This window comes from Pantoea sp. nfd-35 (assembly GCF_056892255.1).
Map to the genome: position 1 here is coordinate 1,815,092 of NZ_CP122403.1, position 17,256 is coordinate 1,832,347.

Below are 17,256 nucleotides of genomic sequence, written 5' to 3' on the forward strand. Positions count from 1 at the left end.
CTCGCGCACTTCGTTGTTATCTGTCACTACACAGTGTATCTGCTAATATTTTAGCCGTACTTGCGGTGGGGCTATAGAGATATAGCCTGCAGAATTCAATCAATATTGCAGCCAGGCTTTGCCAATCAATAAGCGCATTTCTCAGTGCTGCAGCCTTCAACATCGCAATCACCCCAACGTTTCATTCTCAAGCTTCTGCCTTTTGCGCAGATTCGGAAACAGCGTCATCCAGAGCCCGACCACTACCAGCGTCCCGACGCCGCCAATCACCGCGGCAGGCACCGCGCCCATCCATGCCGCGAGCAGCCCCGACTCAAACTCACCCAACTGGTTTGAAGTATTGATAAAGATGGCGTTAACCGCATTGACGCGGCCGCGCATCGTATCCGGTGTATCCAGCTGAACCAGTGCGCCGCGAATGACCATGCTCACCATATCGAAACCGCCCAGCGCCGCCAGCGCCAGCAGTGAAAGCCACAGTTTGGTGGAAAGGGCAAACAGCAGCGTCGCCAGGCCAAAACCCGCAACGGAGCCAAACATAATCATGCCGACGTGCTTTTCCAGCTTGTTGCGGCTCAGCCAGACGCCGACCAACAGCGCCCCTACCGACGGCGCACCCCGCAACAGGCCAAGGCCCCATGGCCCGGTGTGCAGAATATCCTGGGCGAAGATAGGGAGCAGTGCGGTAGCACCGCCCAGTAGCACGGCAAACAGGTCGAGCGATATCACGCCGAGCACGTCTTTGCGTTCGCGAATAAAGCGCACGCCCATAAACATGTTCGACAGGGTCATCGGCATACGTTCCTGAGGAGGACGTTCGTAACGTAGGCGACTGACTAAGATTAGCGACAGCAAATAAAAGAGCGCTGAAACCCCGTAAACAACCTCGGGACCGGCCACGTAAAGCAGTCCGCCTAACGTCGGCCCGACAATCACCGCGGCCTGACCGCCGACGGAGCTGGCCGCCATGGCGCGCGCCAGAATCGATGGCGGGACCAGCGCAGGTAGCATTGAGGTAATAGCAGGCCACTCAAGTGCTTTAGCCAAAGCGATCAGGAAGACCAACCCCCAAATTTCAATCTTATCTGCCCAGTGCAGTAGCGTCAGCGCCACCAGGGCGAGCAGGGCGGCCCATTCAATGAGTTGCCCAATCACCACGATACGACGACGGTCGAATTGATCTGCCAGATGCCCTGCGGGCAAGGCTAACAGCACCGAAGGCAGAAACTGCATCAGGCCAATCATGCCCAGTGCCATGGCGCTGTGGGTAATCGCATAGATTTGCCAGCTGACGGCCACGGAAAACATCTGAAAGCCAAACGAAGAACAGGTACGGGCCAGCCAGAAGGCCACAAATGACCTGTGTTGCAGCAACGCGTCTTCGCCTGTAGAAACCCCTTTATGCATAATGATTCCTGTCCCGAACCGCCTGTTGGCGAAAGTGGTTGCATCAGTCTGATTCATGACCGTATTCGGTCTTATTTTGTCCTGGCTGAAGCACAGTGAGTGTGCTGTATGATCCGACTCGCTCGCCATAAGCGGAATCGGGCAGCACGAGCATAGACGTCTAAATATTAGCATGCTCAATATTCACTTTGATAAATCGAAATATCGACAAGATGTGATAGTTCCCCCTGAATAGTCAGGGGATTATCCGATCGTCTTGTCATCAGTTATGGCGATAAAAAGCACGAACCGGCCTGGAGGGCGACAGGACTTATCAGAGCTATTGGTCGTTTGCCAGCAGGGCGATGGTAAGATACGACCCACTGTTTTTGACTCCTCAGATAACGCAGAGTTAAAAACTAAAAAAGGCGGTGTCGCTGCGCGTGGTGGTATTCACTGCCTGAAAATGTATTGAAGCGCGGCGAGCCAGATTTACTTTTTTGCAAACTGTCAGGTGCGCTTGCGTGTTTTCATTGATGGCCTGTACCGACAGCCCGGGGCATATGGCCGTGTCGGAGACAGCAAAGGGCGTTGAACGTTGACTCAGCGGTCGGTGCCGATCCGAAGGCTGAGTTAAGCCGGTTTTCGTTTCGCCTCCGCGCACGCCAGCGGCCAGGACGGAGGTGATGATGTCCTTGAGTGTGCTACAGTGTTCAGGCACTTTTTTTCCATGGGTTTTCAGAGGTCCCAGCTAATGACGAATAAACAGGGTGTTTTAATTGTTAACCTTGGAACACCAAAAGAACCCACAACTGCTGCGGTTAAAACGTTTTTATCTAAATTTTTGCACGACTACAGAGTGGTCGATTTACCCAGGATCCTGTGGTGCCCAATCCTGCATGGTGTGATTATTCCGCTGCGCGCCAAACGCGTGGCCAAACTGTACTCCTCTATCTGGATGGACGAAGGTTCACCGTTGATGGTTTACAGCGTTCGCCAGGCTCGCGCACTCGAAGCGCTGACGGGCATGCCTGTCGAGTTAGGAATGAGCTATGGCGAGCCCAGCATTGGCGGCGCCATTGACAAACTGCTGGCTAAAGGTGTCGATAAAATTATCGTCATCCCGTTGTATCCGCAGTTTTCCTCGTCCACCGTCTCTTCCGTCTGGGACAGCGTCAGCCGTCACCTGCAGACGATGAAAAACCGTTACACGCCGGCGATCAACTTCATAAACGATTATGCCGATCATCCTGCCTACATCGAGGCGTTAAAAGCCTCTGTGCTGGAATCATTCGAGGCCAATGGCGTGCCGGATACGCTACTGGTCTCCTACCATGGCATACCGGTCAGGTTTTCTAACGAAGGGGATAAGTACCAGGATCGCTGTGCGTTAACCACCAAATTGCTCACCGAAGCCCTTAACATGCCATCGTTGAAGATTGTGATGACCTTCCAGTCACGATTTGGCAGAGAGCCCTGGTTAACGCCGTACACCGATGAAACCATCAAAAATCTTCCTGCGGAAGGCGTAAAAAGCCTGCAGGTGATTAGCCCGGGTTTTGCGGCAGACTGCCTGGAAACGCTGGAAGAACTGGACGAGCAGAACAGAGAAATCTTTATGCATGCAGGGGGAACGTCCTTTACCTATATCCCTGCGCTCAACGATAAGCCTGTTCATATTGAGATGCTGCGACAGTTGGCAGAGGGCGCGAAATAGCCTCCGGCGCGTGCTGACATCAGCCATCCGGCTATAACGCCAGCCGTGACGGGGCCAGAATGTGTGCATTCTGGCCCCGTTTTTTAGACGCGCCATGCTGACCGGATGCAGGCCGCCGGTTCGCACCGGAAACGCAGTGCTGGACGGTTCATAACAAACCAGAACTTGAGTTTAGTGCGTAACGTTTCTACCGGTATTTTTTGTATAAGTGTTTTATAACGCGTGGCAAAACCTTCGATGGTTTTTTGTAACTGGTTGAAAGCCTGACCGTTGACACTCTCCCTGCGACCACTCCCCGTTTCGAGCCTGAATGTACGGAGCTTTGTCGTTACTGCCTTGCTATCACGCAAACTCTGTCGGGGCTGGGATTTGCCTCTGAAACGGAGAAGCACCTTAGCTGCCTGCTGTATGAACTGATCAACTATTTCGCTGCGAAAATGAAAGCCCCGCGCTGGCTCCGCACAGCTGACGGCGTGAAGTTTATCGACGAGGTGACGGCATGACACAACAGGACTGGCATCCCGCCGACATTATTGCGGCCCTGAAAAAACGGGGAACGTCGCTGGCGGCGGTTTCCCGTCAGGCAGGGCTAGCGTCCTCCACGCTGGCTAATGCGCTTACCCGCCGCTGGCCCAAAGGCGAAAGATTGATTGCTGAAACGTTAGACGTCGAGCCTGAAAAAATCTGGCCTTCGCGCTATCGCTGATGTTCCTCCGGCGCAGCCCTGATACGGAAGCTGCGCCGCATTTCGTTTATCTGATCCGTCATAATCCTTTGAACCGCAAAAACAGTTTTCTATTATCGGCCTTCTTACCACGAACTAAGTTCCTGACTGCACGAAGTGCTTCATGATCTGAAAGAAGCACCTGATGTATCAGGATGGTCGCCGTTTTACCGGCAATGCCGCCTTTGAAAACTGCCGGATCTGTCCTCTGATGGTTTAAGGCTTTCTTCACGCTTTATTACGTTAAGGAAATCACAATGAATCTGATGAATAATTGTGCATCGCCTGCCGCAGATGTTATATTAAAATATAATATTTGGAGGTGCCCTATGTATACCACTCGTCTGAAAAAGGTTGGCGGATCTGTCATGCTGGCGGTCCCTCCCGCCGTGCTGAAAACGCTGGGGCTGTCGACGGACAGCGAAGTGGGCATGACTATTGATAGTGGCTGCCTCATAATTGAACCTCAAAAACGTCCCCGCTATTCACTCGAAGAACTACTGGCGCAGTGCGATCCGCACGCTGAAATAAGCGAAGAGGGTCGGGAATGGATTGATGCGCCTGCGGTGGGCAAGGAGCTCCTGTAGATGGACAGAGGGGAAATCTGGCTCGTTTCACTAGATCCGAATGCCGGGCATGAACAAAGCGGAAGGCGTCCAGTACTGATTGTTTCTCCGGCGTCCTTTAATCAGTTTACGCGGCTACCTGTGGTTGTTCCCGTGACCAACGGCGGAAACTTTGCCCGCGCAGCGGGGTTTACTGTTTCACTGGATGGCGCAGGAACGAAAACAACGGGGGTAATTCGTTGTGACCAGCCCAGAACCATTGATATGGAAGCCCGGAACGGCAAATATCTTGAACGAATACCTGAAGTTATTGTGAATGAAGTGGTGGCCAGACTGGAGGCCATTCTGAGCTGAGATTTTAGATGTAAAAGGTAAACGCAGAAAAGCAAAAAACCTGCTCAGTTTCCTAAGCAGGCTTCTTAAATCTGGCTCCTCTGACTGGACTCGAACCAGTGACATACGGATTAACAGTCCGCCGTTCTACCGACTGAACTACAGAGGAATCGTGTGAACGAGGCGAATAGTAACGAGGTCGCCTCAAGGTGTCAACTGTAAAAAAGCGTTTAGCATTCAACTGGCTAGCTTTAATGCAAAGCGTTCGCGAAGTAAACAAATCACCGATCAGTCATCTGGATTCTGCTTAACGGATCCTGCTGGTAAAATTGCTGGAGATGACCATACATCGCGGGAAAGCGCTCAGCTAACAGAACCGGTGCGGTAAAAAAATACTCGGATAACACCGCGAAGCATTCCGCAGGATCGCTGGCGGCATAAGGATCGATACTGGCGGCCTGTTCCCCGACCAGCTCAACCTCATTTTCAACCTCGGCCATGGCCTCACGCAGGTCTTTTTCCCACTGGGCGACGCCACGCAGAGGAATCAGTGGAACGCCGCTGGTGTAGCCGCTACCGCGGGCATCCAGCTTGTGTGCCACTTCATGAATGACCAGGTTATACCCTGACAGATCAAAGGAATCCTGAATATCCAGCCAGTTAAGGATCACCGGGCCCTGCGTCCAGCTCTGGCCCGCATGAACGGCAGGCGCGTGATGCACAAGGCCGTTTTCATCCTGCCACTCATCCGCCACATTAAAGGGCTCAGGATAGATGAGCACTTCATGAAAGCCATCCAGCCAGTCGAGACCCAGTTTCAACACGGGTAAGCAGAACAGCAGGGCAATACGCACGCTACGCAGCGCATCAAGTTGGCAGCCTTCAAGCGGAACCAGCTTTTTTTGCTGCAGAAAGCGCTGGGCCAGTTCTGTCAGCGACTGCTGTTCATCCTGTGTGAGAAGGGTAAAGATGGGCTGTGCCAGACCGGCCTGCCAGGGCAATTCGGTGACGGCGGTATCGCTATGCGTTTTCCATGGCCATTTTAACATCGTAAGTTCCGCACTGAATGCTGCTGTCGCAGAATCCTGAGAGACCAGACAGGAAAATGCCAGCATCGAAACGTCATGCTGGCATTGTCGGGCTTCAGGGATGAAGACGGTATATTCAACCCGTTAGCGAGGAGATTGTCTGTGATTTAGCCCGCAAAGCGCAGGCTAAATTTACTCACGCCCGGCGCGCTCAAACTCAATGACCCACACCCACGGGTTTACCTGCCAGCTGGTTGCACCGTACTGTTTCTGCCATGCCTTGCGATAGGCTTCTTTTGGCATTTCTGAATTCACATTCATGGTGAAAAAGTTATTCAGAAAGTGCGAGTCGGTTTGGACCCCTTCAGCCATGATGTCATCTTCACTGATATCCTGAATCTGCTCCACACGCACATCGGTAATGAGCAGATTGATACGGCTGGCCCAGCGCGGCATATGAATGGCCGTCTGCCAGCCAAACTGCTCGTCATCCGGGCCGCTCAGCGTATGCTGACCCAGTTCATTGCTGTCAGCACGGTACTGGCAAAATTCCGGCGTGCGGAACGGTACGGGATCGCGCTCGTAATCCGCCAGGGCATCCTGCGGCACAATCGGCCCACGCCAGGTTTCGCGCACCCAAAGCACGTCGCCCGGCATACCGTACGGGCAGTGATAGCGAATGTCATTCATCGACATCATTTTATCGCCATGCAGGTGGTTAGCCTGAACGTCAAAAGCATGAACCCCTTCGTGGTGATCCTGCCCCGGGCCAAAAGCCTGCGTTTTCATTATGCGCCGGGTTTGCGTTTGTTGGCCAACTAACAGGGCACGAACCCGCTGTTCGGAAAAAAGAATCGGCCGCTCTTTCATGGATTACCTCTTTTTATTAGTAGAACCCGGTTACTGCTAAAACAACAAGGGCATCTAAATGGTGGCAATATCATAAAAACTATAAATCATTACCCTTAACAATTTGCCGTCTCATAGTCATCTGAGCATTGGTGATTTTTGTCCCGAAAAACGGGGGCGGATAAAAAATCAACAATGCTGTTGTCAATGCGCGTTCCGGGACATCTGATAGTGAGAATACAGTACGTTATATCGGCAAAAATAGGAACCTTTTCAGATTTATCTGTGTGTAACTTTTGCCGATTTTAATGATAAGTGCGAACAGGTTATGTCATGTTTTTTGTTACTCCCCGAGAAAATGCCTATCATTAATCATTACATTTATTAAACTAATTAACCTGCCCGCAATTAAATCAGTCAAGGCTGAAAAAGCAGCAAACTGACGTTTTAATTACGGCAAAATGCTATAAAAATGATCAGCGTCGCATTTTTTTTCGAAATTATCCTGGGGCAAGGGCGATATTCATCTGCTGTGTAAAGAAAATGTCATTAGCCATTCGCTATGATGGTCGGGCCTGAGCGCGTAATTCATCGTCAGTCAGGACGGACGTCAACCCAACAGGAAAGAGAATATGTCACTTACGCTTTGGCAGGCTCGCTATGAGACCTGGTTTGAAAACAACTGGATTCATGATGATGGCGCGCACGATATCGCACATTTACGCCGCGTATGGATGAGCGCTCAACGCATTATGGCCGGCACCCAAGCCGATCCGCTGGTGGTCCTGACCGCGTGTTATTTTCACGATGTGGTGAATTTACCGAAAAACCACCCTGAGCGTCACAAGGCATCCACCTATGCCGCCAGTGAAACGCAGCGCATTTTACAACAGGATTTCATCGATTTTCCTGAGGAATTGATGGAGCAGGTCATGCATGCGGTTCAGGCGCACAGCTTCAGTGCCGCCATTACGCCAAAAACGCTGGAGGCAAAAATTGTGCAGGATGCCGACAGGCTGGAATCGCTCGGTGCTATCGGTCTGGCGCGGGTGTTTTATACGGCAGGTTCCATGAATCGCCCCTTGTTTAACAGCGAGGATCCGCTCGGTAAAGATCGGGAACTCAATGATGTTAAGTGGACGCTGGATCACTTTCAGACCAAGCTACTGCGGTTGCCAGAAACCATGCAAACCGAAGCAGGGCGCAGGCTGGCAGAACACAATGCGGACTTTCTGGTGCACTATATGGCCAAGCTGTGTGCGGAACTGCAAGGCAACTTAGTCAGTCTGGATGAGTCAGTACTCCACGACTTTAGCCCTATACACGCTGAATATTAAATTTTTATGACAGTATAGGAATCGATACAGTCATCCGGTAGCGTGGCAGTAATAACAATAAAGGAGTGATGAAATGACCGAAACTGTTAATTTAACGATTAAAATTGATCCTGCACTGAAAGAACACATCAAACAGTTGGCGCTGGAAAATCAGGTGTCGATGAGTCAGGAAATCGTGCAACGGCTTCAGTCCAGCCTCAATGCGCCTGCTCAGCCTGTCATTGACAGCCAGAATACAGAGGAAGACACATCGGATGCATTAAGCTCCAGCGAAATCAAGCAGCTGCGCACGCTGCTGAAGAAGCAGAGCAAGAAAAAGAAATCGTAAAATTCGGTGTTTGTCCCCGCAAAACGATTAAAAGCCGCCTTTAACACTGGCGGCTTTTTTACATCCCAAGCTTAACGGCTACAGGGTGATACGGAACTGCTGCACGCTTTCGGCCAGGCGCGCGGCCTGCTGCTGTAGCGTATCGACCGTGCGGCCCTGGCGGGCGGTGAGGCTTTCGTTCGTCTGAAGCTGTTTATCCAGCGCCACCACTTCTGCAGCAATGCCCGTCACGCGGCGGCTTTGTGCGGTGGCGTTTTCCTGCAGCTCTTGCAACTGTGTCACAACGGCGCTGACCGACTGGCTTATCTGGTTAAACAGCGCCTCAAGCGATTTCACCTTATTGAAGCCCTCTGAAATGTGCAGTTGCGTATGATTAACGAGACCGTTGATCTGCTGCGCCGATTCGCCACTCTTGTTTGACAGGTTGCCCATCTCTTTCGCGACCACGCCAAAACTTCGTCCATACACGCCCGCATGAGCGGATTCGATGGCGGCATTGAGCGCCAGCAAACGCGTTTGCAGTGACAGGCCGTCCAGCATCTCAACGATACCCGCGATTTCGCCGGAGGAGGCGACGATATGGCGCATCTGAACCTCCATCTCATCCACCTGAAGCGTACATTGCTGCATCAGATCGTCGGCGAAATGCGCCTGTTCAGAGGCCTGCTGAGAAAACAGGGTGCTGTTTTCGACTTCTTCAGACACGCGATGCAGGCGCTGGGAAATATGGCTAAAGCTGCTGTTTTGCGCTTGATACTGTTCGCTGACCTGCTCATTAGTATGCTGCATTTCACGCGTACCTTCGGCCACGCTTGCCGCAATCGTGTTAATTTCAGCCACGATGGTGCGCAGCCCCTGGCGCATCTCCGCCACTGCGTTGAAGAGTCTGGACGTTTCCAGCGATTGCAAACGCGGTGGAACCGGGCAGTTGATTAAATCACCGGTTGCGATGTCCTGTAACTGTCGACTGGCCAGACGTAAGGGGACGATCACACCACGCAGCAGCAATATGCCGCCGGTCAGCAGCAGGACAAACAGCAGTCCTGTCACCATTAGCGCCAGGTTGCGGCTTTCCATGAGTGTCTGAAGGGTCAGGCTGTTAACCGCAGTGAGCTGTTTATTGGTCTGCGTAATCTCGTTAAACCAGGCGCTATTGAACTGCTGCTGGTAAGCCTGCATCGGTACCATAAAGAAGGCGTCAATGTTATTCCCCTCCAGACCTTTTAGCTGCTCCTCCAGTCCCTGTTTCAGCAACGTAAAGCCCTGCTGCAGTTCGCCGCCGGGTGCGGCGTGATAGCGAGCAAAAAGCTGTTCAGCATGAAGCAAAGACGATTTGGCTGTTTCTGCCAGACTTTTCCAGCTGTCAACCGATCCACTTTTCTGATCTTCCATTAAATACAGCCCGGCGCGGTGGCTGTTATCACTGGCCGTAAGCAGCTCGACGCGTGCGCGGTCCAGCAAGGCCAGCCGGTCACGCATGGCGCTGGCCTGGGTGAGGTTGACTTTGTTCTGGCTCACCTGAGCGGTCAGCAGAACAATCCCGATGGACTGCAGCAAACAAAACAGCACCACGAACAAAATAAAGTTCCCGCGCAGGCTGGTTAACCAGGTGGGGATCGCCGGAAACCTAAAGCGGGAACGTCTTTTCAGCACGTGCCGCGACAACAAAGTGAGAGGTGACATCATTCTACCCATCCATTGAAAAAGCAGCAGTATTCTGGGCTTGCATGACGGCGTTGTGACAATCCCGCCGGACGGCAGGAAAAGAGAGGAATTGTTGCGCCTAAGCGCAACTTTTAGCGGGAATTATGCGTTCAACTGGCGGATATAGGGCGAAAGCAACTGCGCCACGGCGGCAAACACTGGTACCACCACCGAATTGCCAAACTGTTTATAGGCCTGCGTATCGGATACCGGGATGCGGAAGGGATGGCTGTCTGCACTATCAAATCCCATCAGTCGCGCGCATTCTCGCGGCGTTAACCGACGGGGGCGCCGCGCCATATTGGCGGCATCAAGAAAATCGGCTTCCCCTTTTTCCCGATCCCAACCGCGATCGATTAAAATTTCTGAGCCATCTTTATAGTATCGGGCTGACAGGGTGCGCACGCAGCAATGCACATTGTGTGGATCATTCAGGCCAAAGCCGAACCCGTTACCCCGTGCTTTATGCTTCTTAGCGTACTGGTAGAGGTAACGCCACAATACGGGCGACAGGATGTATTTGTCGTCGGGCTGCGGCTCCAGCAGGCTCTGTAGGCTGGGCACCTGGGCGGGGAAAAATTGGCGAATGTCGCGCAGGCTAAACTGCGCTGAGCCAGCAATATCCCGCCGGATGCCGACCAGAACGATACGTTCACGATGCTGCGGCAAAAAAAAGCGTGCATCAATCACCTTCGGATCGGGCGCGCCAGCCTGGGCATCCGCCACGTCATAGCCCAGCTCGTCCAGGGTTTCCATAATCACCGCAAACGTCCGGCCTTTATCATGGCTCTTGAGATTCTTCACGTTTTCCAGGACGAAGAATGGCGGTTTCTTTGCCGCCAGAATGCGGGCGACGTCAAAAAACAGTGTGCCCTGCGCCTGACATTCAAAGCCATGAGCCCGGCCCAGCGCATTTTTTTTACTGACGCCCGCCAGAGAAAAGGGCTGGCAGGGAAAGCCCGCCAGCAGCACCTGATGGTCGGGAATGGCCGCATCAATCGACTGATAGATCGCCTGTTCGTCAGTAAGGCCGGCTGGCTGCGTGACCTGGCGAATATCCGTATTAAAGTGGTGCTCTGCCGGATCGCTGTAGTGATTCGCCCGATAGGTGCGAATTGCCTCTTTATTCCACTCACTGGTAAATACACATTTACCGCCGATGCGCTCGAAGCCACGTCGAATACCGCCGATGCCGGCAAACAGATCGATAAAGCGGAAATCGGGAGAATCATAATGGGCAGGACGTTCAGGCAACAAATTCTGCAACAGCGACAGTTCTGCGGCGGCCAGCGAGGGTAACGCGCGCTTGCCCTGACGAATAGCGTTCAGCAGTGGCGGCGTCCAGTGCGGAAAGCCTGCCTGATGCAAACGTGCGACAACGTCCTTAACGGAATAGATCGACAGCACCTGTTGTAACATGTTCAGTTCATCGGAATGCAGAGCAGCAGGGAGAAGAGGTTCAGCGATTGCGACAGCGTGCATGCAAATATCCTTAACAGTGAAGCGCGTATGCTAACACTCCTTGCCCGAGGAGGAAATCTGCAGGCGCAGGTCAGGATGGTGTTTCAGTGTGCGCCAGCGTCAAAAAGGCACAATTGCCCGGGTCAGATCTAAACGGCGCGGTCTGGCGGTGAAAATATTTTCTCTGCTTTTATCTGGCCGACTTTCACTTTTCAGGGCGACGACTAAAGTTGAATAAGTCGCTATTAAGGAGGTGCTATGGCCGACGTTCACTCCAGCGAAACGCGCAGTAAAAATATGCGCGCAATTCGTCAACAGGACACTGCCATAGAGCAGCGAATCGCCTTGCTGCTCAAAGATCGTGGATTCAGCTATCGGGTACAGGACAAAAACCTGCCAGGCCGCCCTGACTTTGTCGTGACCTCGCATCAGGCGATTATCTTTGTGCATGGCTGCTTCTGGCACCGCCACCACTGTTATTTGTTTAAGATCCCCGCCACGCGCACCGAGTTCTGGACGGGCAAAATAAACAGTAATGTAGAACGGGATCGGCGTTATGTCCGGCAGCTGCGGGAGAATGGCTGGAAGGTGCTGATTATCTGGGAATGCGCGCTACGCGGTAAACTCAAACTGGACGATGAAGCCCTGCTTGAACGTCTCGAAGAGTGGCTGCTGGCGATGAATGACAGCGCTGAAATCGATCATCAGGGAATTCATCATTACCGAGAGGATGAATGATCCCACCTTGCTAATCAGTAACATAAAATGTTAGATAGACGCTTTTCCGTGACCGGGAGCCCGCAATGAGCAGCATAAAACTGACGGTTAAACGCCTGTATCAGATTCGTGATGAGCGCATGGTGAATACCAAAGCGACCGCCAGAATCTATGCTGGGGAAACGATGGTGGCCACGGAAGAGATAACCGGCATGACGGAAAGCCCGGTCAGTAAATATCTGCACATGGATGGACTTGCAGGACAAGCGGTGCGCGTCGAATGGGATTGTGAGGGCATCGCTGATATGACCGTGACAGAAATTGAACGATGCCCATGTTGTCAACATAACGAACCGGAATAGGCACGACGGGCTGCACTGTCACGCGCTTCGTCGAGGATGACGCGTTGCGGCTGATGCAGACATAACCCGTTGCTGATGACCGAATAAGGGAAATACTTTGGCAGGAACCAGTTTATTAACGTTGCTCGATGATATCGCCACGCTGCTGGACGATATCTCGGTAATGGGAAAAGTCGCCGCGAAGAAGACGGCAGGCGTGCTGGGTGACGATTTGTCACTGAATGCGCAGCAGGTGAGTGGCGTGAAAGCCAATCGCGAACTGCCGGTCGTATGGGGCGTAGCCAAAGGCTCGTTCCTCAACAAACTGATACTCGTGCCGCTGGCATTGATTATCTCTACGTTTGCCCCCTGGCTGATCATGCCACTGTTAATGATTGGCGGTGCGTACCTCTGTTATGAAGGGGTGGAAAAGGTCCTGCACAGTCTGCAGCATGATAAACAGCAGAACTCGCCAGAGGCGCGTCAGCAACGCCTGGATAAGCTGTCAAAACAGGACCCGCGCGATTTCGAAAAGAAAAAGATCAAAGGCGCAGTGCGCACCGATTTTATTCTGTCGGCTGAAATCGTGGCCATTACCCTCGGTATCGTCTCCGAAGCGCCCTTGCTGAATCAGGTGCTGATCCTGTCAGGTATTGCGATTCTGGTCACGATTGGCGTATACGGCATTGTCGCCGGCATCGTTAAAATCGATGATTTAGGGTTCTGGCTACGTGATAAATCGTCACGCGTGGCCCAGGCGCTGGGCGCAGTATTACTGGCCGCTGCTCCCGTATTGATGAAAGTGTTGACCGTTGTCGGTACGCTGGCCATGTTCCTGGTCGGGGGCGGCATTATCGTCCACGGCCTGACGCCGTTGCATCATCTGATTGAAAATGCGATCGCACCCTTCAGCGGCCTGGTTGCTGGCCTGCTGAGCAACGGCGCAAACCTGGTGATTGGTTTTATCATTGGGTCGATCGTGCTGTTAGTGGTTAACCTTATTGCCAAACTGCGTGAGTAATCGGTATAAAAGCGCATTCTTTAACGCGTTCAGGGGAGAAAACGATGAGCGATGACATGTTTGAATTTGATATTGATGCTCAGTTAGAGCAGGCCGAAGCGAAGGCAGAAAAAAAGGCGGGCGAAGTGCCAGAAGACCTGATTGATGATGCCGATTGTGAAGGCTGCAAAATCTAATCCACTCAGCGCCCCAGGCGGATAATTCTTATCCGCCTGATTTGTTTTCGACATATCTCTCTACGTTATTCTGAATTCGCCATTTTTATGCGCGTCTTAACAGCAGCAACTCTTTTACCATGCTATAAAGAAATGGTTTCAATGACAGTCATTTCTCAAAGAGGGCGCAACATGGTTTTTGCAATCAGTGATGAAGTACAGCATAAGGAAGGCGGGCAAACGATGGTGGTGACCGGACATGCCAGCGGCATGGTTGAATGTCGATGGTACGATGGTTATGCGGTCCGGAATGAGGCTTTTCGCACCGATGAGCTCAGCCATTCCAGCGAATCGCAGCCCCAGTTTACTTCCTGATTTCTGTCAGTCAGGCCGTTAACGACGGCGGCCTGACTGGATTTATCACACTCTCCATCCTCACTGGCGCGATGCCTGCAGCGTTAGACGTTGCCGTCGTTGTCTTCTTCTACCGCTTTATAAATACGCTGCAGGATATCCGGAAAAGCCGACTGAACCCGACTCCAGCTGGGAATAAACGGCTTATCGTTCGGGCGCTCGATAAAGGACTGACCGGCATCCAGAATCGACTGGGTGAACATTTCGACGGCCGCTTCTTCAACATGCTGGTCGAATTTCAGGCCGTTCATTGCCGCCTCATGGTTATAGATTTCCATCATATCCAGCGCATTACGGTAATAGGTCGCTTTCAATACCCGGAATGAGTCACTGGTCAGCGGCACGCCCATGGTTGCCAGCTTACGCAGCAGCGACTGGACAATATCGTTGCTCATGCGCTTAAGGCCACCGGTGCCATCATCTTCTGCCAGCGGCTGATGCTTGTGATCATAGTGATCTGCAATCTCCACCTGACACGACTGGCGCGTGGTGTAGTTACGGTAAATTTCAGAGAGCACGCCAATTTCCAGTCCCCAGTCGCCGGGGATTTTAATGCCGTTGAGCACGTGCGTGCGCATCGCAAACTCGCCCGAGAGCGGGTAACGGAAGCTGGACAGGTAATCGAGGTATTCGGAGTGGCCATAGACTTTTTGTAACGAGCGCAGCAGCGGGCCTACCAGCAGGCGGCCCACGCGGCCATTGAGTTTACCGTCAGCGACGCGTGCGTAAAACCCTTTGCAGAATTCATACTGAAAAGCGGGGTTAGCCAGCGGATAAAGCAGGCGTGCCAGCATGCCGCGTTCGTAGGTAACAATATCGCAGTCGTGCAGTGCAACACAGCTGGTGCGATCCGAGGCCAGCGTATAACCGGTACAAAACCACACGTTGCGTCCTTTGCCCGGATGGGTGGGCGACAACCCCTCTTTATCCAGTTCCGCGTCAATGGCTTTGAGTCTGGGGCCGTCATTCCACAGGATGCGGTGCCGTTGCGGCAGTCGGGAAAAAAACTCGCGGGCATGCAGAAACTGGTCACGGTCAGCCCGATCTAACCCGATAACGATTTCATCCAGATAGGGGACCTTAGCCAGTTCATCAACAATTTTTGTCAACGCCGGACCTTCCAGCTCGGAAAAGAGGGAAGGCAGGATCAATCCCATTTTGCGCTTACGGGCAAAACGCACCATTTCTTTTTCCAGCGACTCAACGCTGCGGTGCGTAAGATTATGAAAGTTGGTAATTACGCCATTCTGAAAGAAATCACTCATTGCATCATCCTTATGGTTTTGCGAGAGGAACAACAGCCTTTCATGGCTGAGTCAAAAAATGGTCCAGCCCTTCACGCCAGCCTTCAGGGCCGTGATGTGTCGTGCGGAATACGTTGGCATCCTCCGCGCGCTGTAAGGTCACCGGTGTTTTACTGAAGCCTTTGATCACCACGGCATAGTCAACTGCATCCAGCATCGGGGCATCGTTCGGGCCATCGCCCAGGCCAAGGGTGGTAACGCCTTCCCGGTCGGTGTGAGACAGTAGCCAGCGCAAGGCTTCTCCTTTGCCGCTTCTGGCAGGCATGACATGCCAGAAGCGGCCGCCCTGTGTCAGGGAAAGATGATAGTCGGCCAGCGCCGTGCGAAAGCGGCCAAAGGCCTCATCGGTATCCCGCCAGACAATCACCTCTGAGGCATCACGCTGACGGGCGAGGGCGGCATCCGCTTCACTCAGGCCGGTCATGGCGGAAACATCGACATCGCTGAAGTCATGGAAGCCGGTAAAGCGAAACTGCTGTTGTAACGCTGCCAGCACCCGGCAGATTGCGGCATAGTTCATCTTGTCGTCCGGAATGCGCACGCTTTTACTGTCGTTGAGGTACAGCACGGCGCCGTTTTCAGCAATAAAGGCGGTGCCGGCAATACCGAGCTTACGCTGCAGTGGCAGAATCTCAGCGGCTGTTTTGCTGGAGCAAATAATTAAGGGAACGGCGTGCGCGTTGAGTGTATCAAGCCAGTCTGCTGCGGCATCCCAGTTATAGTCGTGGTGGTCAAGCAGCGATCCATCGAGGTCGGTCACTATCATTAGCGATTCATTCAGATTCGGCATCCTGATCTCCTTCACTCCAGTTCGACATTAGTTTTAGTGTAGTTGAGTCTACAGCAGGCTTAGCATTGCGCACCGTAACCCCTATAACCAGGAGGATTCCTAAAACCCGAAGGATAAAATCGGCGATGCCGTCATTTCGTGCAGCGAATATCGCTGAAATAACAAGGCTCAGGGTGAAAGTGGCCAGTTTGAGATAGGGCGAAATGAGTGAAACGCGCACGGGAAAGGCTTGTTTTGGCGAACGGGAAGCGTACTCTGAACGAGCAATATGAATTCCCTGGTGTAACGAATTGACTGCTTACCTGGCTCGCGCCGGGTATTTTTTTGCGCCGAATTCAGTGCGGCTGCGCTGCCTAGCGGTTTATCTCTGTATAACGACAATCATGAATATCCATTTCACACTGCTCCGCAGGTTCACGGCACAGCCCTGGCCGAGAGGCATCCGCCCCCGTCACTGACTGCGAGTGTGGGGAAAAGTAGTCCTGCAGTTCACCGGTGCTACCGGGTTCAATAGCCTGCAGCAGGGCGTCCATTTCTTTATCCCGCTCATGCTTTTCGGCTGGGTGGGGAAGCGACATCGCAAACCTCCATCGGCTGGATTGGGTAATAAATATACAATTTAGCGGAAAATGAGAGGGCGGGACAGAAAAAAAAAGCCCGCGCTGCGCGGGCAAATGATCCTTGTTACTTTGGGTGTGTTGTATTTCCTGGGGAGGAAAGCAACGAAAAAAAGTTTACCTGTTGTTCCTGTTAAACGTCTCGCAGTGAAGTGTCAGGAAACTGAAAATGCGTATTACTCAGATTTACCTGACTTTCTCAGTAATCTGCTAAAAAGGGACTATATTTGATAACAAAACGGTTTTTTATCAATACCTAAAGGAATGGTTATGGACTTACTTCGAATTCTAATCGCAATCTTACTCCCCCCGCTTGGTGTTTTTATGCAGGTAGGTTTTGGGGGAGCATTCTGGCTTAACATCCTGCTGACCCTGTGTGGATACATTCCAGGCATCATTCACGCCGTGTGGGTCATCGCGCGTCGCTAACGCCTGCATTACCCAGGCTCTTCGATTAAACTGTT

The 17,256-nt window shown here is 52.5% G+C and carries 20 protein-coding genes, 1 tRNA gene and 1 pseudogene; 13 read left to right on the forward strand and 9 right to left on the reverse strand.

The genetic code is table 11. From position 1 onward, the window contains the following. Positions 1-168: 168 nt before the first annotated feature. Positions 169-1,407: an MFS transporter gene (locus P9J57_RS08430; RefSeq protein ID WP_105079416.1), complete on the reverse strand. Its 1,239-nt coding sequence runs from the start codon at positions 1,405-1,407 to the stop codon at positions 169-171. Between the two features lie 733 nt (positions 1,408-2,140). Between P9J57_RS08430 and hemH the strand changes: the two genes are divergently transcribed. From hemH to P9J57_RS08455, 5 genes and pseudogenes are all read left to right on the forward strand, one after another. After that, positions 2,141-3,103: a ferrochelatase gene (gene hemH / locus P9J57_RS08435; protein WP_041930826.1), complete on the forward strand. Its 963-nt coding sequence runs from the start codon at positions 2,141-2,143 to the stop codon at positions 3,101-3,103. 251 nt (positions 3,104-3,354) lie between these two features. Beyond that, a pseudogene (locus tag P9J57_RS08440) lies at positions 3,355-3,606 on the forward strand (hypothetical protein); the annotation flags it as partial. Beyond that, on the forward strand, positions 3,603-3,809 hold the full coding sequence (gene xreR2, locus P9J57_RS08445; RefSeq protein WP_029570199.1) for a cell morphology transcriptional regulator XreR2: 207 nt from the start codon (positions 3,603-3,605) through the stop codon (positions 3,807-3,809). The pseudogene P9J57_RS08440 and the gene xreR2, both read left to right, overlap by 4 nt. A gap of 347 nt (positions 3,810-4,156) precedes the next feature. Beyond that, positions 4,157-4,414 (forward strand): AbrB/MazE/SpoVT family DNA-binding domain-containing protein, encoded by a 258-nt coding sequence (locus P9J57_RS08450; protein ID WP_014605554.1) that lies wholly within the window; start codon positions 4,157-4,159, stop codon positions 4,412-4,414. Further along, entirely contained in the window at positions 4,415-4,747 is a 333-nt protein-coding gene (locus tag P9J57_RS08455; RefSeq protein WP_019106594.1) for a type II toxin-antitoxin system PemK/MazF family toxin, read from the forward strand. 72 nt (positions 4,748-4,819) lie between these two features. Here P9J57_RS08455 and P9J57_RS08460 read toward each other — a convergent pair. The 3 genes from P9J57_RS08460 to P9J57_RS08470 all read right to left on the reverse strand — a co-directional run bounded on the left by P9J57_RS08460 (position 4,820) and on the right by P9J57_RS08470 (position 6,624). Then, positions 4,820-4,895 (reverse strand) — tRNA-Asn (locus P9J57_RS08460). 112 nt (positions 4,896-5,007) lie between these two features. Further along, positions 5,008-5,775 (reverse strand): DgsA anti-repressor MtfA, encoded by a 768-nt coding sequence (gene mtfA / locus P9J57_RS08465; RefSeq protein ID WP_227022858.1) that lies wholly within the window; start codon positions 5,773-5,775, stop codon positions 5,008-5,010. A gap of 171 nt (positions 5,776-5,946) precedes the next feature. Further along, entirely contained in the window at positions 5,947-6,624 is a 678-nt protein-coding gene (locus P9J57_RS08470; RefSeq protein ID WP_013026204.1) for an ASCH domain-containing protein, read from the reverse strand. A gap of 611 nt (positions 6,625-7,235) precedes the next feature. On the opposite strand from P9J57_RS08470, the gene P9J57_RS08475 reads away from it, so the two are divergent. Further along, entirely contained in the window at positions 7,236-7,940 is a 705-nt protein-coding gene (locus P9J57_RS08475; RefSeq protein WP_022623305.1) for a phosphohydrolase, read from the forward strand. 73 nt (positions 7,941-8,013) lie between these two features. After that, positions 8,014-8,268, forward strand: a complete 255-nt coding sequence (locus P9J57_RS08480; RefSeq protein ID WP_013026202.1) for an Arc family DNA-binding protein — start codon at positions 8,014-8,016, stop codon at positions 8,266-8,268. A 78-nt stretch (positions 8,269-8,346) separates the two neighbouring features. On the opposite strand, the gene P9J57_RS08485 is transcribed toward P9J57_RS08480, so the two are convergent. Beyond that, positions 8,347-9,963, reverse strand: a complete 1,617-nt coding sequence (locus P9J57_RS08485; RefSeq protein WP_013026201.1) for a methyl-accepting chemotaxis protein — start codon at positions 9,961-9,963, stop codon at positions 8,347-8,349. A gap of 111 nt (positions 9,964-10,074) precedes the next feature. Further along, positions 10,075-11,454, reverse strand: a complete 1,380-nt coding sequence (dcm, locus tag P9J57_RS08490) for a DNA (cytosine-5-)-methyltransferase (protein ID WP_064352459.1) — start codon at positions 11,452-11,454, stop codon at positions 10,075-10,077. A 237-nt stretch (positions 11,455-11,691) separates the two neighbouring features. Between dcm and P9J57_RS08495 the strand changes: the two genes are divergently transcribed. The 5 genes from P9J57_RS08495 to P9J57_RS08515 all read left to right on the forward strand — a co-directional run bounded on the left by P9J57_RS08495 (position 11,692) and on the right by P9J57_RS08515 (position 14,042). Further along, the gene (locus tag P9J57_RS08495) at positions 11,692-12,171 is read left to right on the forward strand and encodes a very short patch repair endonuclease (RefSeq protein WP_013026198.1); all 480 of its coding nucleotides are present in this window, start codon (positions 11,692-11,694) and stop codon (positions 12,169-12,171) included. A gap of 65 nt (positions 12,172-12,236) precedes the next feature. Further along, a complete protein-coding gene (locus tag P9J57_RS08500) occupies positions 12,237-12,512 on the forward strand; it encodes a hypothetical protein (protein ID WP_064352460.1) in 276 nt (91 codons plus the stop codon). Between the two features lie 97 nt (positions 12,513-12,609). Then, positions 12,610-13,512, forward strand: a complete 903-nt coding sequence (locus tag P9J57_RS08505) for a DUF808 family protein (protein ID WP_064352461.1) — start codon at positions 12,610-12,612, stop codon at positions 13,510-13,512. Positions 13,513-13,556: 44 nt separating this feature from the next. Beyond that, entirely contained in the window at positions 13,557-13,688 is a 132-nt protein-coding gene (locus tag P9J57_RS08510; protein WP_014605559.1) for a hypothetical protein, read from the forward strand. 171 nt (positions 13,689-13,859) lie between these two features. Then, a complete protein-coding gene (locus P9J57_RS08515) occupies positions 13,860-14,042 on the forward strand; it encodes a YodC family protein (RefSeq protein WP_019106597.1) in 183 nt (60 codons plus the stop codon). A gap of 83 nt (positions 14,043-14,125) precedes the next feature. Here the strand turns inward: P9J57_RS08515 and P9J57_RS08520 are convergent, their stop codons facing one another. From P9J57_RS08520 to P9J57_RS08530, 3 genes are all read right to left on the reverse strand, one after another. Then, positions 14,126-15,346: a glycosyltransferase family protein gene (locus P9J57_RS08520; RefSeq protein ID WP_014593955.1), complete on the reverse strand. Its 1,221-nt coding sequence runs from the start codon at positions 15,344-15,346 to the stop codon at positions 14,126-14,128. Between the two features lie 40 nt (positions 15,347-15,386). After that, a complete protein-coding gene (locus P9J57_RS08525) occupies positions 15,387-16,175 on the reverse strand; it encodes a mannosyl-3-phosphoglycerate phosphatase-related protein (protein ID WP_064352462.1) in 789 nt (262 codons plus the stop codon). 353 nt (positions 16,176-16,528) lie between these two features. Continuing rightward, positions 16,529-16,753 carry a DUF2525 domain-containing protein gene (locus P9J57_RS08530; RefSeq protein WP_064352463.1) on the reverse strand — a complete coding sequence of 75 codons (225 nt, stop codon included), beginning with the start codon at positions 16,751-16,753 and terminating at the stop codon, positions 16,529-16,531. A 309-nt stretch (positions 16,754-17,062) separates the two neighbouring features. Here P9J57_RS08530 and P9J57_RS08535 point away from each other — a divergent pair, with 309 nt between their 5' ends. Further along, complete coding sequence (locus tag P9J57_RS08535) at positions 17,063-17,221, forward strand: YqaE/Pmp3 family membrane protein (RefSeq protein ID WP_014605562.1); 159 nt, start codon at positions 17,063-17,065, stop codon at positions 17,219-17,221. Positions 17,222-17,256: the final 35 nt, after the last annotated feature.

What these genes read in the sequence shown, in the direction of transcription:
- P9J57_RS08430 (WP_105079416.1), bottom strand. Translation starts at nt 1,407, where the DNA reads ATGCATAAAGGGGTTTCTACAGGCGAAGACGCGTTGCTGCAACACAGG.
- hemH (WP_041930826.1), top strand. Translation starts at nt 2,141, where the DNA reads ATGACGAATAAACAGGGTGTTTTAATTGTTAACCTTGGAACACCAAAA.
- xreR2 (WP_029570199.1), top strand. Translation starts at nt 3,603, where the DNA reads ATGACACAACAGGACTGGCATCCCGCCGACATTATTGCGGCCCTGAAA.
- P9J57_RS08450 (WP_014605554.1), top strand. Translation starts at nt 4,157, where the DNA reads ATGTATACCACTCGTCTGAAAAAGGTTGGCGGATCTGTCATGCTGGCG.
- P9J57_RS08455 (WP_019106594.1), top strand. Translation starts at nt 4,415, where the DNA reads ATGGACAGAGGGGAAATCTGGCTCGTTTCACTAGATCCGAATGCCGGG.
- mtfA (WP_227022858.1), bottom strand. Translation starts at nt 5,775, where the DNA reads ATGTTAAAATGGCCATGGAAAACGCATAGCGATACCGCCGTCACCGAA.
- P9J57_RS08470 (WP_013026204.1), bottom strand. Translation starts at nt 6,624, where the DNA reads ATGAAAGAGCGGCCGATTCTTTTTTCCGAACAGCGGGTTCGTGCCCTG.
- P9J57_RS08475 (WP_022623305.1), top strand. Translation starts at nt 7,236, where the DNA reads ATGTCACTTACGCTTTGGCAGGCTCGCTATGAGACCTGGTTTGAAAAC.
- P9J57_RS08480 (WP_013026202.1), top strand. Translation starts at nt 8,014, where the DNA reads ATGACCGAAACTGTTAATTTAACGATTAAAATTGATCCTGCACTGAAA.
- P9J57_RS08485 (WP_013026201.1), bottom strand. Translation starts at nt 9,963, where the DNA reads ATGGGTAGAATGATGTCACCTCTCACTTTGTTGTCGCGGCACGTGCTG.
- dcm (WP_064352459.1), bottom strand. Translation starts at nt 11,454, where the DNA reads ATGCACGCTGTCGCAATCGCTGAACCTCTTCTCCCTGCTGCTCTGCAT.
- P9J57_RS08495 (WP_013026198.1), top strand. Translation starts at nt 11,692, where the DNA reads ATGGCCGACGTTCACTCCAGCGAAACGCGCAGTAAAAATATGCGCGCA.
- P9J57_RS08500 (WP_064352460.1), top strand. Translation starts at nt 12,237, where the DNA reads ATGAGCAGCATAAAACTGACGGTTAAACGCCTGTATCAGATTCGTGAT.
- P9J57_RS08510 (WP_014605559.1), top strand. Translation starts at nt 13,557, where the DNA reads ATGAGCGATGACATGTTTGAATTTGATATTGATGCTCAGTTAGAGCAG.
- P9J57_RS08515 (WP_019106597.1), top strand. Translation starts at nt 13,860, where the DNA reads ATGGTTTTTGCAATCAGTGATGAAGTACAGCATAAGGAAGGCGGGCAA.
- P9J57_RS08520 (WP_014593955.1), bottom strand. Translation starts at nt 15,346, where the DNA reads ATGAGTGATTTCTTTCAGAATGGCGTAATTACCAACTTTCATAATCTT.
- P9J57_RS08525 (WP_064352462.1), bottom strand. Translation starts at nt 16,175, where the DNA reads ATGCCGAATCTGAATGAATCGCTAATGATAGTGACCGACCTCGATGGA.
- P9J57_RS08530 (WP_064352463.1), bottom strand. Translation starts at nt 16,753, where the DNA reads ATGTCGCTTCCCCACCCAGCCGAAAAGCATGAGCGGGATAAAGAAATG.
- P9J57_RS08535 (WP_014605562.1), top strand. Translation starts at nt 17,063, where the DNA reads ATGGACTTACTTCGAATTCTAATCGCAATCTTACTCCCCCCGCTTGGT.